This window comes from Rufibacter sp. LB8, assembly GCF_014876185.1.
Lineage (GTDB): Bacteria > Bacteroidota > Bacteroidia > Cytophagales > Hymenobacteraceae > Nibribacter.
Genome location: NZ_JADALJ010000001.1, coordinates 321,746 through 336,193, shown reverse-complemented (window position 1 = coordinate 336,193; position 14,448 = coordinate 321,746). Strand labels below are relative to the sequence as shown.

11 protein-coding genes and 1 tRNA gene are annotated in these 14,448 nt (G+C 52.4%); 8 read left to right on the top strand and 4 right to left on the bottom strand.

What is annotated here, in order from left to right:
* Together IMY23_RS01365 and IMY23_RS01360 are read right to left on the bottom strand one after the other, a co-directional pair.
* Positions 1-72 (bottom strand) — tRNA-Glu (locus IMY23_RS01365).
* 144 nt (positions 73-216) lie between these two features.
* Positions 217-1,107 (bottom strand): DUF3078 domain-containing protein, encoded by an 891-nt coding sequence (locus IMY23_RS01360; protein WP_192820370.1) that lies wholly within the window; start codon positions 1,105-1,107, stop codon positions 217-219.
* Between the two features lie 122 nt (positions 1,108-1,229).
* On the opposite strand from IMY23_RS01360, the gene hrpB reads away from it, so the two are divergent.
* On the top strand, positions 1,230-3,782 hold the full coding sequence (gene hrpB / locus IMY23_RS01355) for an ATP-dependent helicase HrpB (protein WP_192820368.1): 2,553 nt from the start codon (positions 1,230-1,232) through the stop codon (positions 3,780-3,782).
* A 56-nt stretch (positions 3,783-3,838) separates the two neighbouring features.
* Here hrpB and IMY23_RS01350 read toward each other — a convergent pair whose 3' ends face one another.
* On the bottom strand, positions 3,839-4,321 hold the full coding sequence (locus tag IMY23_RS01350; protein WP_192820366.1) for an ankyrin repeat domain-containing protein: 483 nt from the start codon (positions 4,319-4,321) through the stop codon (positions 3,839-3,841).
* 266 nt (positions 4,322-4,587) lie between these two features.
* Here IMY23_RS01350 and IMY23_RS01345 point away from each other — a divergent pair, with 266 nt between their 5' ends.
* A complete protein-coding gene (locus IMY23_RS01345) occupies positions 4,588-5,490 on the top strand; it encodes an MBL fold metallo-hydrolase (protein WP_225986371.1) in 903 nt (300 codons plus the stop codon).
* 97 nt (positions 5,491-5,587) lie between these two features.
* Here the strand turns inward: IMY23_RS01345 and IMY23_RS01340 are convergent, their stop codons facing one another.
* Positions 5,588-7,597, bottom strand: coding sequence for a tetratricopeptide repeat-containing sensor histidine kinase (locus IMY23_RS01340; protein ID WP_192820364.1), 2,010 nt, complete (start codon positions 7,595-7,597; stop codon positions 5,588-5,590).
* Positions 7,598-8,104: 507 nt separating this feature from the next.
* Here IMY23_RS01340 and IMY23_RS01335 point away from each other — a divergent pair.
* From IMY23_RS01335 to fbp, 6 genes are all read left to right on the top strand, one after another.
* Entirely contained in the window at positions 8,105-8,695 is a 591-nt protein-coding gene (locus IMY23_RS01335) for an RNA polymerase sigma factor (RefSeq protein ID WP_192820362.1), read from the top strand.
* A complete protein-coding gene (locus IMY23_RS01330; RefSeq protein ID WP_192820360.1) occupies positions 8,682-9,134 on the top strand; it encodes a zf-HC2 domain-containing protein in 453 nt (150 codons plus the stop codon). The genes IMY23_RS01335 and IMY23_RS01330 overlap by 14 nt, the downstream gene beginning before the upstream one ends.
* An 8-nt stretch (positions 9,135-9,142) precedes the next feature.
* A complete protein-coding gene (locus IMY23_RS01325) occupies positions 9,143-9,826 on the top strand; it encodes a hypothetical protein (RefSeq protein ID WP_192820359.1) in 684 nt (227 codons plus the stop codon).
* 332 nt (positions 9,827-10,158) lie between these two features.
* On the top strand, positions 10,159-11,148 hold the full coding sequence (locus IMY23_RS01320; RefSeq protein WP_225986370.1) for a Gfo/Idh/MocA family protein: 990 nt from the start codon (positions 10,159-10,161) through the stop codon (positions 11,146-11,148).
* A gap of 295 nt (positions 11,149-11,443) precedes the next feature.
* Positions 11,444-13,090 (top strand): UxaA family hydrolase, encoded by a 1,647-nt coding sequence (locus tag IMY23_RS01315; RefSeq protein WP_192820357.1) that lies wholly within the window; start codon positions 11,444-11,446, stop codon positions 13,088-13,090.
* A gap of 138 nt (positions 13,091-13,228) precedes the next feature.
* Entirely contained in the window at positions 13,229-14,212 is a 984-nt protein-coding gene (gene fbp / locus IMY23_RS01310; protein WP_192820355.1) for a class 1 fructose-bisphosphatase, read from the top strand.
* The last annotated feature ends 236 nt before the right edge of the window (positions 14,213-14,448 follow it).

Below are 14,448 nucleotides of genomic sequence, written 5' to 3'. Positions count from 1 at the left end.
TAGTCCGTAGGGGAATCGAACCCCTGTTACCAGAATGAAAATCTGGTGTCCTAACCCCTAGACGAACGGACCGTTTTGGTGTTGGTGGTGCAAATATAGAAGGCTCTTTTTTATTTGCCAAACATCCAGAGAAAATATTTCAGTTATTCTTGTGCTGCCTGCTGCCCGTCGGTCCGTTTTCGGGCTCATTTCCAGAAATGAGCCCGAAAACGGAAATCAGTTCACGGTAAATCCCTGCAAGGTGTACATCACGCCCAGGCCAAGAGATTGGCTGTACTGCACATCGCCGTCTTGGTCCCGGTCATAGAGGGCATTGCCCATAAGGCTCACGTTGATGTACTTATTCACTTTGGCCGTGAGCGACAGGTTAAGCCGATGGTCCACATTCTTAAACGCAAAACGTTTGTAGTTGAGGAAAGCCATGTAGTTGAGTTTAAGGCGCATGTTGGTGGCTATCTCTTTGTCATAGTCAGCTTGTACCATGGCGGCCAGCAGTTCGGTGCGCACCACATCACCTTCGGGCACCCCGTACCGCTCGTTCTGGGCCACCTTGTCATCAATCAGAAAGGTTAGGCGCGGCGCCAAGGGGCTTAACCGCAAGGAGAAATTGGGCGTGGGTTTGTATTCGGCCCCTACTGCCAAGGTCAGGAAACCCGGTGAGAGAAAACTGGAGATCAGACGGTCGCCGCCGTTTTCTTTGGCATCGTACTCAAACCCCTGCGCCAGCTGAGACAAGAAATTTAGGGACGCGAAGATGTTCCAGTCAGTAGAGAAACTTCGGCCATATTTGGAGTCAAAGTACAGGCGGTCCTGACTTTTGCGCATGCCTTCGCCTTTGTTTTTGAGCAGGCCGTACTGCAGCTGAAAATCATTGTCCCAGGAATGAGGCCCTTTTTTGTACTGCGCCCGCGCGTTCAGAAACGTGTTCAGGGCAATAGAACTCACCCCGCCGGCTTTCCAATTATCACTGAAAGCGGCTTGGTTCACATTGAGCCCCGACGAGAACGAACGGCGCCAGGTAGTGTCTGCGGGCACGGCTGCTTCCTGGGCCAGAACAACAGGCGAAACCAACAATAGAAAAGCAAAAAGCAGTAAGAAGTGTTTCATGGCCGAGGGAGGAATGGTTAGACAATAATACAATACTTTCCCAAAAAGTCCCGTCTGCGCCGCCGTTTTCCTGCGCCCACGCACCGCTGCATTTGCAAAAGAATCCCGACCTTTGCCCTACCATGACAAACCCTGCCGCCCTCCCCTTTCCTTTGCCAGATTTACCGGTCACGGAGGCTATTCCTGACTTGCTCGCCGCGCTGGAAACCAATTCCCGGGCCGTGTTGGAAGCGCCTCCCGGGGCCGGAAAAACCACGCTGGTGCCCTTGGCGCTGCTGCAGGCCAGCTGGCGCGGGACCGGAAAAATCCTGATGCTGGAGCCCCGCCGTTTGGCCGCCCGCGCCGCTGCCCAGCGCATGTCAGATCTGTTGCAGGAAGAAGTGGGCCAGACCGTGGGCTACTGGATCAGAATGGAGCACGTGGCGTCCCACAAAACCCAGATTGAAGTAGTCACCGAAGGCATTCTCACGCGCCTGCTGCAGTCTGACCCCGCCTTAGAAAACATAGCCGCCATCATCTTTGACGAATTCCATGAACGCAGCCTGCAAGCCGACATGGGACTTGCCCTGGCCCTGGATGCCCAGGCGGTGCTGCGGCCCGACTTACGGCTGTTGGTCATGAGTGCCACTTTAGACGCCGCCGCCGTAGGACAATGGCTGGAGGCTCCTGTTATTAGAAGTCTGGGCCGGCAGTACCCCGTAGAAACGAAGTATTTGTCTGCAGCAGACATGGCCGGTGCCGGCAACAGGCCCGCAGAGCGATTGACCAATCTGGTGCCCAAAGCCATCAGAAAAGCTTTGCAGGAAGAACCAGCCGGCGATGCTTTGGTGTTTTTACCGGGCATGGGTGAGATGCGCCGCGTGGCCCAGAAACTAGAAGACATGCTCCCCGCGCACCTAGACTTGCACCTGCTCCACGGCGACCTCAACCTGTCACAGCAATTGGCGGCCATTAAACCCGCCCCAGCCGGCCGCAGGAAAGTAGTGTTGGCCACCAGTATTGCCGAAACCAGTTTAACCATTGAGGGCGTGAAGATTGTGATTGACGGCGGGTTTGCGCGGGTTCCTAAATTCGTGCCGCGCACCGGGCTCACCACCCTGGAAACCATTCCGGTCTCAGTGGCCGCCGCTGACCAACGCCGGGGCCGGGCCGGGCGCCTGGGGCCGGGTGTCTGTTACCGTTTGTGGTCACAGGCAGATCATTTGCAACTGCCTGACCGGCAAACCGCTGAAATCTGCGAGGCGGATTTAACCGGCTTGGCCCTTGAGCTGGCTATTTGGGGCGTGAAAGACATTGCATCGCTCAAGTGGTTAGACGTGCCGCCCGCCCCTGCCGTTGCCCTGGCCCGTGATCTGCTTTTAAAACTGGAAGCGCTTGACGCCAACCTGAACCCCACCGCCCACGGAAAAACCCTGGCGCAATTGGGGTTATCGCCCAGGCTGGGGCATTTGGTCATGCGCGGGCAAGAACTGGGCGCCTCTGCTACCGCCTGCGCTTTGGCCGCCATTTTGTCTGACCGCGATGTCTTGAAACCCATCCAGATTTCCTGGGCCGATCCCTTGCCTGATTTAGCACTTCGGTTGGAATTGTTGGCAAGCAAACGTCCGCCCACGCCCGGGTTCACGGTAGATGAAAACACCTTGCGCCGGGTGAAAGAACAGGCCCAGAATCTCAGGCAACGGGTTCGCGGCAGCGGTCAGGTGTCTGCCGAGGTGGTGGGCGTTTTGACGGCTTTAGCCTACCCAGACCGGTTGGCGCAGCGCGAGGCATCAGGCCGGGTGCGGCTGGTTTCGGGCCAACGGGCCAAACTCCCCACGGAGTTGTTCAGTGAAGCCGAGTTCTACGCCGTGGCGCACATTGAGATTGGGCACCAGCCGCGCGTGTTGCTGGCCGCTGAAATCTCCAAAGAAGAAATCCTCACCCATTTTAAACACCAGCTGGAAAATCTACAGGAAGTACGCTGGGATGCTGCCGCAGAACGAATTGTGGCCCGGCAGATCACGCGCTTGGGCGCCCTTACGTTAGAGGAAAATTCCTTGGCTTCACCAGACCCGGAACAGATGGCGCGGGTGCTGTTGGATGTCTTGCAGGAACGCGGCGTGGAGCGGTTGCCTTGGTCTGCCGAAGCCCTTAGAACCCGCCAGCGGCTGGCTTTTCTGCACCTCCATGCACCCGACCAATGGCCCGATGTCTCCGAAGAACACTTGACAGAAACCTTGGAAGATTGGCTCTTGCCGCATTTGCTGGGCTTGCGCACCCTGGACCAAGTGGCCCGCCTGGATTTCAATGAGATTCTGTTGGCGAATTTGAGTTGGGAGCAGCGGCAGGAAATGGACCGGTTGGCACCTTCGCATCTGGAAGTCCCCAGCGGTTCCCGCATTGCCCTGGATTACGCAGACCCCACCACGCCAATATTGGCGGTTAGGCTGCAGGAAGTGTTCGGGTTGTTAGACACGCCGCGCGTGTACAAAGGCCAGGTGCCGCTGCTGGTACATTTGTTGTCGCCGGCCTCCCGGCCAGTGCAGGTCACGCGGGACTTGCGCAGCTTCTGGACCACCGGGTATTTTGACGTAAGAAAAGATCTACGCGGGCGCTATCCCAAGCACCACTGGCCCGAAGACCCGCTTTCGGCGCAGCCCATTAGGGGCACCAAGAAACGGCCGCAGGGGTGGTGAGGATTTCCGTTTTCGGGCTCATTTCTGAAAACGGGCCCGAAAACGGAAATCTCAGCTTACTTAAAATAAGATACGGCTTCAGTGTTGCCTTGCTGGTGGGCTAAATCCAGGGCAGAAAGTCCGCGCTGGTCTCTGATGCTGGGGTCTGCGCCGCTTTCAATTAAGAGTTTCACCAGGTTGTTTCGGCCAAACAACGTCGCGAACATGAGGGCCGTGCCGCCGTTTCCGTTCTGCAGGTTCAGGTCGGCGCCGTTGTCAATGAGCAATTTGGCTACCGCTTCATGGCCTTTGAAGGAGACGCCCATGAGCGCCGTGTTTCCGCCGAAATCTGCCAGGTTGACGTCTGCCTTCGCGGTTATCAAGGTTTGGGCGGCTTCAAAATGATCATCGTAACAAGCCAGAATAAGAGCCGTGGAGCCGCGGGCATCTTGCTGATTCAGGTCAATGCCTTCGGCGATTAATTGGGAAAGATACGCTGAGTCGCCTTTGCGGGCGGCGTCAAACAACAAGGCGTCTTTAGAGGTTGAGGTAAAATCCATAGAATCAGAGTTAAGTGAAGCGCTGGCGTTGGTACAACCTTGGCCTGCACGTTCAATGCGGGGCAATCTTACGCATTAACTGAACCTGAAAGAAATTGTTTTTCTCTATCACGGCATAGAGATTGGGGGAACATTCGCTTCTTGTTGCAAATTTTTCCGTTTTCGGCCCCGTTTCTGGAAATGAGCCCGAAAACGGAAAATCCAGCTTCGTCCTTCAGAAAAATTCAGTTTTCCAACTCTTACTTTTTAGCGCATAAAACCTCTGATTGCCTTATCTTTGCAGGGTGAGGGAGCTGTTGATTGCGTCGTTGAATTCGGGAAGTAACGGGAACTGCTATTACGTGGGGAGCCCGCAGGAAGCCATTCTGGTAGATGCCGGTCTGTCTTGCCATGAAACCGAGGCCCGTATGGCGCGGCTGGGCCTGTCCATGCGCCACGTGAAGGCAATTTTCATTTCGCATGAGCATTCTGACCACATCAAAGGGTTGGAGGTGTTGGCCAAGAAATACCAGTTGCCGGTTTATATCACGCTGCCTACGCTCCGCAACTCCCGCCTGCAGCTAGACGCAGAATTGGTGTTCCCGTTTCAGGCCGATGTGCCCGTGCAGATTGGCGATCTGGAAATCACGGGTTTCCCCAAGTACCATGACGCCGCAGATGCGCACAGCTTTGTGATTGCACGGAACGGCACCACCGTGGGCGTCTTCACCGACATTGGCGTGCCCTGCCAGCGGCTCATCCATTACTTTAAGCAATGCCACGCGGCGTTTCTGGAGGCGAACTATGACCTGGAGATGCTGGACAATGGCTATTATCCTTTCCATTTAAAACGAAGAATCAAAGGCGGCCGCGGCCACTTGTCTAATGCCCAGGCACTGGAGTTGTTTCTGGAGCACAGGCCGGCGTTCATGACGCATTTACTGCTGGCGCATTTGTCCAAACAGAACAATTGCCCGCAGCTGGTGCATGAATTGTTTTCGGCGCAGGCCCAGGAAACGCACGTGGAAGTGGCCTCTAGGTACCAGGAATCGCCGCTGTTCTCGGTTATTGCCAACACCCCGGCCCAGAAAGTACCACCGCCGGTTTTCCCGGCGAAAGCGGTCAAAAAAAAGACCGCCAAACGCGCGGTGGCACCCCCCAAATACATCCAGACCGAACTGCTTTTCTAGGAAGTATTTACTTTTTATTTGGTGCGAAACGGAAAATCCCGTTTTCGGGCTCATTTCTGAAAATGAGCCCGAAAACGGGATTTGCTGAAGTTAGCCTTTATGAAAGAACCAGTTCTACTTCTGAAGGAATGGATTTTTCTGAGACCGGAGGACCCTCCACCAACGGCAGGCTGATAGTAAACGTGCTTCCCTTTCCTTCGTGGCTGGCCACCGAAATACTGCCTGCCATGCTTTCCATCAATTCTTTGCAGAGCATGAGGCCCAGGCCCGTGCCGGCTTCCTGAGCGGTGCCCAAGGTGGTGAACCGGGCTCCCGAAAAAATCTTGGCAAGGTGTTTCTCAGAAATTCCCTTGCCTTGGTCCTGTACGCTTAGCAGCACCTGCCCCATTTCTTTTTTGGCGAAGACTTGAATCTGGCCTCCTTCAAACGAGAACTTGAGCGCGTTCATCAACAGGTTGCGCAGCACAAAAGACAAACGTTCTTTATCGGCCTGCACCAGCAAAGATGTTTCTATGGTGGAGGTCAAAGACACGCCTTTTTTAGCGGCCAGAATAGCCATTAAATCCAGGGTAGCATCTGTGGCGGTGCTGAGTTCCAAGGTCTGGACTTGCAGCGTGGTGCCTTCCATCTGAGACCGGGACCAAATCAAGAGGTTGTCCATCATGGCCATTACCACTTCCACGTCTTTGCTCAATACTCCAAAAATTCGCTTAATGTCCTGGTCTGAGAGCGGGTGCCCCTGGGCCAGATCCAGCGCGCCTTTAATGGTAGTGAACGGAGACCTGAGGTCATGTGCCACAATAGAGAAAATCTTGTTTTTGGCGTTGTTGTGGCGTTCCAGCTGCAGGTTCTGAGTTTTAAGAATAGCTGACTGCTTTGAAATCTCCTCTTTCTGGGTAGAAATTTCCAGGTTTTGCGCCTGCATCTGCTGGTGGGCTTCGCGCAACTGCAAATAAGCGCGGCGCAGCTGCCGGCGGCTCAGGAAAGACACGCCCAGCAACACAAACATGAGCAGAATAAGGCCGCCCTCCAGCCACATGGTATCTTTCTGCAACTGCAGCGCAATGGCCTGGCGTTCCTGTTCGGCTTTCAGTTTTTGGTTTTCAAGTTCGTGTTTTTCGGCTTCAAAACGAGCCACAATTTTAGAGGAAGCCACGCTCTGGTTTTCCAGGTCCAGCCGGTCTTCATGGTCTTTCACAATGCCCTGGTACACGTACGCCTGCTGATAGTTTTTTTGCACTTCGTGTAACTCCTGGAGCACCTTGGCCGCGGCAATGATCTTCTTGCTGGACTTGGTTTCATGCGCCACGGCATACCCTTGTTCAGCGTAAACAAGCGCCTTAGGAAGGTTCTGGAGGGCGCGGTAGGCTTTGGCCAGGTGCACCAGCGTGACGGTCTGGTTCATCTTGTTGCCAATGGCTTGGTCCACTTCCAGGGCTTTGTACAGAAAAGGCAGGCCTTTCTGGGGCTGCTGCATGAGCGTGTACACGTTGCCAAGATTGAGCAGACTGATGGCCCATGATTTTTTGTCTGGCGTGGCCCGTTGTATTGCCTCAGACTTTTTGAAATATGCCAGCGCCTTTTGGTAATTACCCTTGGTTTCAAAGATGTTGCCCAGGTTGTTGTACACTTTGCTTTGGTTGAGCCGGTTGTTGCTTTTAAGGGCCAGGTCAAAGGCCGATTGGTAGTGCAGCAAAGCCCGAGTTTCATCTTTGGTTTTATAGGACAGCACACCCAGGCCGTTGTAGGTGGCAAACAAGGTCAGCGTGTCTTTGGTCTGTTGCCCAATTTTTAACGCCTGGTAGTACTTGGCCAACGCCTGGTCAAATTCGCCGCGTACCAGAAGGTTGTTGGCAAACAAGTTGAGCGCGCGGGCCTGACCACTGAGGAATTTATTTTTTATAGACAGTTTTTCGGCGGCGGCGGCATGCTGGTCAGACGCCTGCAGGTCAGTCTGGACCAGGTGGCGGCCCAACTCACAGTGCAGCCTGATGCGGGCCGTGTCTGTGGTAGCGTTGGCAAGCGCCAGCTGCAGACTGTCGGCTATGGGGTTTTGGGCCAGCCCCAGCCCAGGAAGAAAGAAAAGAATGAGGAAACGTATTCTCATGTATTTCAACGTCAGGTAGATAACCAGGCAATAAACGCGCCTTGGCTCACAAATCCATTTTCAAATAGACAACGGCTTCGCACAAAACATTCCTTGGAACGCATAATATTTATAATCTGATAATTATATATATTTTTTGTGGACCACTATAGTGTGGATGGGGGATTTCCACGGTGGGGGCAAGCCTATGGTTATATGTCGATGCCTGGGTTAGAAATCTTACAGACACCTTGGCAGAATGTTGTTTCCGTCAGCCGCCGTTTTCGGGCTTATTTCCGGAAATGAGCCCGAAAAGGGAAACCGTCTGGCCATGGTTTCTCTGCCGGTACTTGCTCCTATTCCAAAGATAATCTTATAAGCAACATAACCAGAAAAAGAAATCTGTACTGGGCTTATGGAATATGCCTGACCCAGGCATCTTGTACTATATTGCCCAAAACACCCATTTAAATGCCGTAAGCTGCCAATTTATCTGTTTCTTTATAGACGCTTTTTCTGACCCGCGCCATGTTCCTCAAACTGTTTTCCCGCTCCCCACAGCCGCCCACAGACCAGGAACTGGTGCTGGCATACCAACAGGCCGGCGACTTAGCGGTGGTGGGCCAACTGTTTGAGCGGCACACAGAGATGGTGTACTTGGTTTGTCTCAAGTATTTAAAAGACGAAGACGAAAGCAAAGACGCCACCATGCAGGTGTTTGAGAACCTCATTGGCTTGCTCAAGAAACACGAAGTAGCCAATTTCAAAAGCTGGCTGCACTCCATTGCCAAAAACCACTGCCTCATGCTCCTGCGCAGCCGCAGCCGGGCCGCCACCAACAGCCTGGAAGAAACGCCGCCCACGCTCCTGCACCACGCCACCGAACCAGATTTCTCTGAACCCAACGGGCAGGAACTGGAGTTGCAGGCCCTGCAAAACGGACTTTCACAATTGGGCCCAGAACAGCGCCTTTGCGTGGAATTATTTTACTTGCAGCAGAAAAGCTACAAAGACATTGCCGCGCTCACCGGGTTTGACATCAACAAAGTGAAAAGCCACATCCAGAACGGCAAGCGCAACCTCACCATTTATATGAAAAAGAACCATGAGCAGGAATAACCATCTCCTTGACTGGGATACAGAGGGGCACCCTCGGTTGGAACTGCTGCGGGCCTACCAAACCAACACGCTCCCGCCCAAAACCCGCCAACGCGTGCAAGCGCACCTCTTGACCTGTGAACTCTGCGCCGATGTGGCCGAAGGCATGTCCCTCTCCCACCCCGCCCACGTGCGCGCCGCCGTGCGTGAAACCCGCGGTCACCTCAAACAACTGCTCAGCCAGAAGAAACGCAAACGCCGAAACTTCCAATTACCCATCTGGCAGACGGTGGCTGTTATTTTTGTCTTGCTTTTCGCGCTGGCCTTTGTTCTATTTCAACAGTTTTCCATCCCTAAAAAAAAGAAACCTCAGCCTAAGCCGCCTGTCACTGCGCCCGCTCTGGAGAAGGCGGTTGATTTGGGAGAAAATACGGTGGCGGTTTGGAAGTGGAAAGGCTAGGTGATGTTATGAAAAGGACCCAGAAGAGGAAAAATCTTATTTATTTACCTGGCTTCCTAAGCTTGCTATTCTTCCTTCCTGTAGGGTTTTTCATCTTGGATTCAATCGGGGCCTTTAAACAATATGGTGTGATTGAAGTCAATGCTATGCCTTTAAGAATTGCTAAAAAAGTATTGACTGATCCATCAAGCTTTGATTTTGGCTTAGCCCAGCACAAGAACTTAGGAAGAGTTTACAAAACTTATGTTTTAACTGGAGAAGAAAAAAGAGACATTCAAACACTAAAGGTGGCTCAAACCGAAATCAGGAAATTGAAAGGCCAGAACAACGGCACATCAGAAAACACCCAATTTGGAATCCATTTCCATTTTTCAGAAAAATCAGAATATTGGGCTTTTGTAGCTGCTTTGGAAATTCTATATAAAGAAGAAGTTCACTATTTTACACCTATAGGGAATGAAATATGGGTATTTGATATTCCTCAGGTTTCCTTTGAGGATTTAATGGCAAAATCTCCAAAGTACATCAATTGTGGAAATTCATATTCAAGACTGATCTCCAATGAAGAAAATACATCTAAAGGAGGAGCCGATTTTAAATTAATATTAGAATACTGGCTACCATTATCTCTATTAATCCTGATAATGTTTCTGAATTTTAGTAGAAGCAATAAGTTGAACTTGAACAACTAAGCACTAACCACATTCCCTAAAAAAGCCATTGCAATACATCACTTATTATCAACCTCCTATTTGTCATCCTGAAAGGATCATTAGTGGCAATCGGCAATAATGTTTAGTAAAGGCTTCCCTAGCTTGCCCACAAGATCTTTCCAAGATGACAGAAGTAAAATGAAATCGGCGAAGGTGAATTGGCTCGACAGACTTTCAAACCATCTCTCTGTTTTCGGGCTCATTTCCAGAAATGAAGCCGAAAACGCCTTTCTTCCCCCAATTAATTTCAAATCAAATTCCCACAACGTCCCCCTTCTGCCGTACTTTTAAGCCAGTGTAAACAGACGTCCATGAATTCTAAACCGATGCAAAAAGTACGCTGGGGCATTATTGGCTGCGGTGATGTGACCGAGGTGAAAAGCGGCCCCGCCTTCAAGAAAATTGCCAACTCAGAACTGGTGGCCGTCATGCGCCGGGATGCCGCCAAAGCTCAGGATTACGCGCAGCGGCACGGCGTAAAGAAGTGGTATGCCTCAGCGCAGGACTTAATCAATGACCCCGAGGTTGATGCCGTGTACATTGCCACACCGCCAGATTCGCACGCAGACTACACGGTGCAAGCAGCGGCGGCCGGCAAGCCCGTGTACGTGGAGAAACCCATGGCTCTGAACTATACCCAATGCCAGGAAATGATTGCCGCCTGTGACAAACACCAAGTACCGCTCTTTGTGGCCTATTACAGAAGGTGCCTGCCCTCGTTTTTAAAAGTGAAAGAACTGGTGGACTCTGGGGCCATTGGCGAGGTCCGGCTGGTTAACCTCAGACTATACCACGCACCGCAGAAAGACATGAACCCAGACCAATTGCCTTGGCGCGTGCAACCCGAAATAGCCGGTGGCGGCCTTTTTTTTGATTTAGCGCCACACCAACTGGATTACCTTGACTTCCTCTTCGGCCCCATTGCTGCTGTCACCGGGCAAACTACCAACCAGGCGGGCTTGTACCCCGCAGAGGATTTGGTGACGGCGCAATTCACCTTCCAAAACGGTGTGCTGGGCACCGGTACCTGGTGCTTCACGGTGGCGCCGGAGCAAATCACTGATGTCATGGAGATAGTAGGCAGCCAGGGGCGCATCACGTTCCCCTGCTTCGGGCAGGCGCCGGTGCGGCTGGAGAACGCAGCCGGTGCGCAGGAATTCCATTTGCCGCCACCCGCCCATGTGCAGCAACCCTTCATTCAGACCATTGTAGACGAACTCACCGGCAAAGGCACCTGCCCCAGCACCGGGACCTCGGCGGCGCGCACCGCCTGGGTCATGGACCAGATTGTGAGCAGATAATATGGTCCCCTTTTAACTTAGAAAACTTCCGTTTTCGGGCTCATTTCTGGAAACGGGCCCGAAAACGTATTTGCACAGCGTATTTTCCATAATTAGGTTGAAAAGCCAATTTCCGCTGTCACAAAGCAACAGCCCAGTCCTTCTTTCTTTTGCAAAATGGAAAAGCTTGGCTGCCAGCCACCTGGCGCTTTCCTAATCTCACATTTTTTTCAAGATTTGTTTTCTTTTTTTTCAATCTTTCTTTAATCTTCCTATATTGCGCAATCGATTGCACATTCTAGCTGTTTTATAGAAGATGTTACACAGACTATTAAAGATTCATCCGAACGACAACGTGCTGGTGGCACTCACGGATTTGAAAAGAGGCGAGGCCGTTACCTATGACGGCTACCAGATTGTTTTGGTAGACGACGTGCAGGCCAAGCATAAATTCGCGCAGCAACCTATTGCCGCCGGACAGGAGATTTTGATGTACGGCTCCCTGGTGGGCAAGGCGGTCTATGACATTCCGCAGGGCGGCGTCTTGACCACGTCTAACGTGAAACACCAAGTTAACGGCTTTACGGGCAAAACGAAAACCATTGGCTGGCAGGCCCCAGACGTGTCTAAGTGGGTGAACCGCACCTTCATGGGCTACCACCGTGCCGATGGCCAAGTGGGCACTGGCAATTACTGGTTGGTGATTCCGTTGGTGTTCTGCGAAAACCGCAACGTTGACATTATCAAGCAGGCGTTCTTAGATGAACTGGGCTTCGGGCAGCGGGACGTGTACAAGAGTTACGTGCAGCAGATGGTAGATTTGTACCAAGCAGGTAACACCGAAGCCATCGCCACGCTGGCTTTGCAAAAAACGTCTGCGCCCGCGCAGCGCCGCGTGTTTGAAAACATTGACGGTATTAAATTCTTAACCCATGAAGGCGGTTGCGGCGGCACCAGACAAGATTCTGACATGCTTTGCGCCCTGCTGGCTGATTATATACATCACCCGAACGTGGCCGGTGCCACCGTGTTGAGCCTGGGTTGCCAGAACGCGCAGGTGAGCATTCTGGAAGACAGAATTAAAGCCCTTGACCCTAATTTCTCTAAGCCGCTTATTGTATTAGAGCAGCAGAAAGAAGGCACGGAGGAAGAAATGATGTCCAAAGCCATCAAACAGACCTTCCTGGCCCTGATTGAAGCCGACAAGCAAACCCGCCAACCGGCGCCTTTGAGCAAATTGTCTATTGGTCTGGAGTGCGGCGGTTCAGATGGTTTTTCCGGAATTTCGGCGAACCCTGCCATTGGCCATACGTCTGATATTCTGGTGGCCCTGGGCGGCATGACTGTTCTTTCTGAGTTCCCGGAACTCTGCGGGGTGGAGCAGGAATTGATTAACCGCTGTGAAACCGAGGAAGCAGCCGAACGCTTCGCGACCTTGATGCGCGCCTATGCGGCTTCTGCCGAGGCGGTGGGCTCCGGTTTTGACATGAACCCCAGCCCGGGCAACATCAGAGACGGTTTGATTACCGATGCCATTAAATCTGCGGGCGCGGCCAAGAAAGGCGGCACTTCCCCTATTGTAGATGTGCTGGATTACCCAGAATACGTGCGCAAGCCTGGTTTGAACCTATTGTGTACACCTGGCAATGATGTGGAATGCACCACTGCCCTGGTAGGAGCTGGTACCAACATTGTGCTGTTCACCACAGGTTTGGGCACGCCAACAGGCAACCCCATCGCGCCGGTGATTAAGATTTCGTCTAATACCAAGTTGGCGCAGCGCATGCCAGACATCATTGACATTGACACCGGCCCGGTCATCTCTGGCGAGAAAACCATTGAGGAAATGGGCGAAGACGTGCTGAACTTCATTATTGAAGTGGCCAGCGGCACCATTCAGACCAAGGAGAAAATCTTGCAGCAGGATGATTTCATTCCCTGGAAACGCGGCGTGTCTCTGTAATTAACACTTGCATTTCGCCTGAAAATATACTTTAAACTGAAGGGCCCTGTTTCTGCCGGCTCTGCGCTTACCCAGCCAGATGACCCAAGAAACAGGGCCTTTTCATTTCATTTTACTAAAAAACGGTACCTTTCGCCCATGAATGACGCTTTAGCTTTGCCGGTTGGCACCACCTTAGATAGATTTATAAAACGAAAGCAGGACGAATTCTCCTTCGCGACGGGTGAACTGTCCCAGTTGCTACGGGACATTGCACTGGCGGCCAAAATTGTGAGCCAGGAACTGACCCGCGTAGATTTACAGGGCTCGGGCGGCACTGCCAATATTCAAGGCGAAGAGCAGCAGAACTTAGACGTGATTGCCAACATTAGGTTCATACGCGCGTTGCGCAACGGTGGCGAGGTCTGTTCCATTGTGTCTGAGGAAGAAGACGAAATCATTCATACCGGCAACCAGAACGCCAAATACATTGTGGCCATGGACCCCCTGGACGGCTCCTCCAACATTGACGTGAACATTCCGGTGGGCACCATCTTCGCTATTTACCGGCGCTTGTCTGAGGCAGGTTCTGATGGCACCCTGGAAGACTGTCTGCAGCAAGGTACCAAGCAGGTGGCGGCGGGCTATATTCTGTACGGCGCGGCCACCATGTTGGTCTACACCACCGGCCACGGCGTGAATGGCTTTACGTATGAACCCACGCTGGGCGAATTCTTCCTCTCCCACCCCAACCTCAAAATCCCGAATGGCGGCAAACTGTATTCCTGTAATGAGGCTAACGTGAGCAATTTCCCGCTGGGCATGCAGAATTACCTGGCCTTCTGCAAAGAGCAGAAATACTCGTCTCGCTACATTGGGTCTCTGGTAGCCGATTTCCACCGGAGTTTACTGAAAGGCGGCGTCTATTTCTACCCGGGCTCTTCTAAAAATCCCGCTGGCAAACTGCGCCTGCTCTACGAATGCAATCCCCTCGCCTTCATTGCCGAACAAGCCGGCGGGCAGGCCACCGACGGCGTGGAGCGCGTGCTGGACAAAGTCCCCACTGCTCTGCATGAACGTTGCGCCTTGGTGATTGGATCTTCAGAAATGGTAGACAAAGTACGAAAGTACATGTTGGTGTAAGGCAAAGTATAGGAGTTACAAAGCGCCTGTCATTTCTTGATTAAAAGAAACGACAGGCGCTTTTCCGTTTTCGGGCTCATTTCCAGAATTGAGCCCGAAAACGGAAGTTGGAAATGGAATTATACAAGGCACACATTCCTGTTAGTAGGGACAGGGCTTGACCTGTCCAAAACGGTGGCCAACCCAATAAGTTCACCATGCAACAAATAGGAGAACCTCCTCGGGAATGCATGAAT

Excerpts from the sequence above, each read along its gene's own strand:
- IMY23_RS01360 (WP_192820370.1), bottom strand. The coding sequence starts at position 1,107 with ATGAAACACTTCTTACTGCTTTTTGCTTTTCTATTGTTGGTTTCGCCT.
- IMY23_RS01340 (WP_192820364.1), bottom strand. The coding sequence starts at position 7,597 with ATGAGAATACGTTTCCTCATTCTTTTCTTTCTTCCTGGGCTGGGGCTG.
- IMY23_RS01325 (WP_192820359.1), top strand. The coding sequence starts at position 9,143 with ATGAAAAGGACCCAGAAGAGGAAAAATCTTATTTATTTACCTGGCTTC.
- IMY23_RS01350 (WP_192820366.1), bottom strand. The coding sequence starts at position 4,321 with ATGGATTTTACCTCAACCTCTAAAGACGCCTTGTTGTTTGACGCCGCC.
- IMY23_RS01315 (WP_192820357.1), top strand. The coding sequence starts at position 11,444 with ATGTTACACAGACTATTAAAGATTCATCCGAACGACAACGTGCTGGTG.
- IMY23_RS01320 (WP_225986370.1), top strand. The coding sequence starts at position 10,159 with ATGAATTCTAAACCGATGCAAAAAGTACGCTGGGGCATTATTGGCTGC.
- IMY23_RS01335 (WP_192820362.1), top strand. The coding sequence starts at position 8,105 with ATGTTCCTCAAACTGTTTTCCCGCTCCCCACAGCCGCCCACAGACCAG.
- hrpB (WP_192820368.1), top strand. The coding sequence starts at position 1,230 with ATGACAAACCCTGCCGCCCTCCCCTTTCCTTTGCCAGATTTACCGGTC.
- fbp (WP_192820355.1), top strand. The coding sequence starts at position 13,229 with ATGAATGACGCTTTAGCTTTGCCGGTTGGCACCACCTTAGATAGATTT.
- IMY23_RS01330 (WP_192820360.1), top strand. The coding sequence starts at position 8,682 with ATGAGCAGGAATAACCATCTCCTTGACTGGGATACAGAGGGGCACCCT.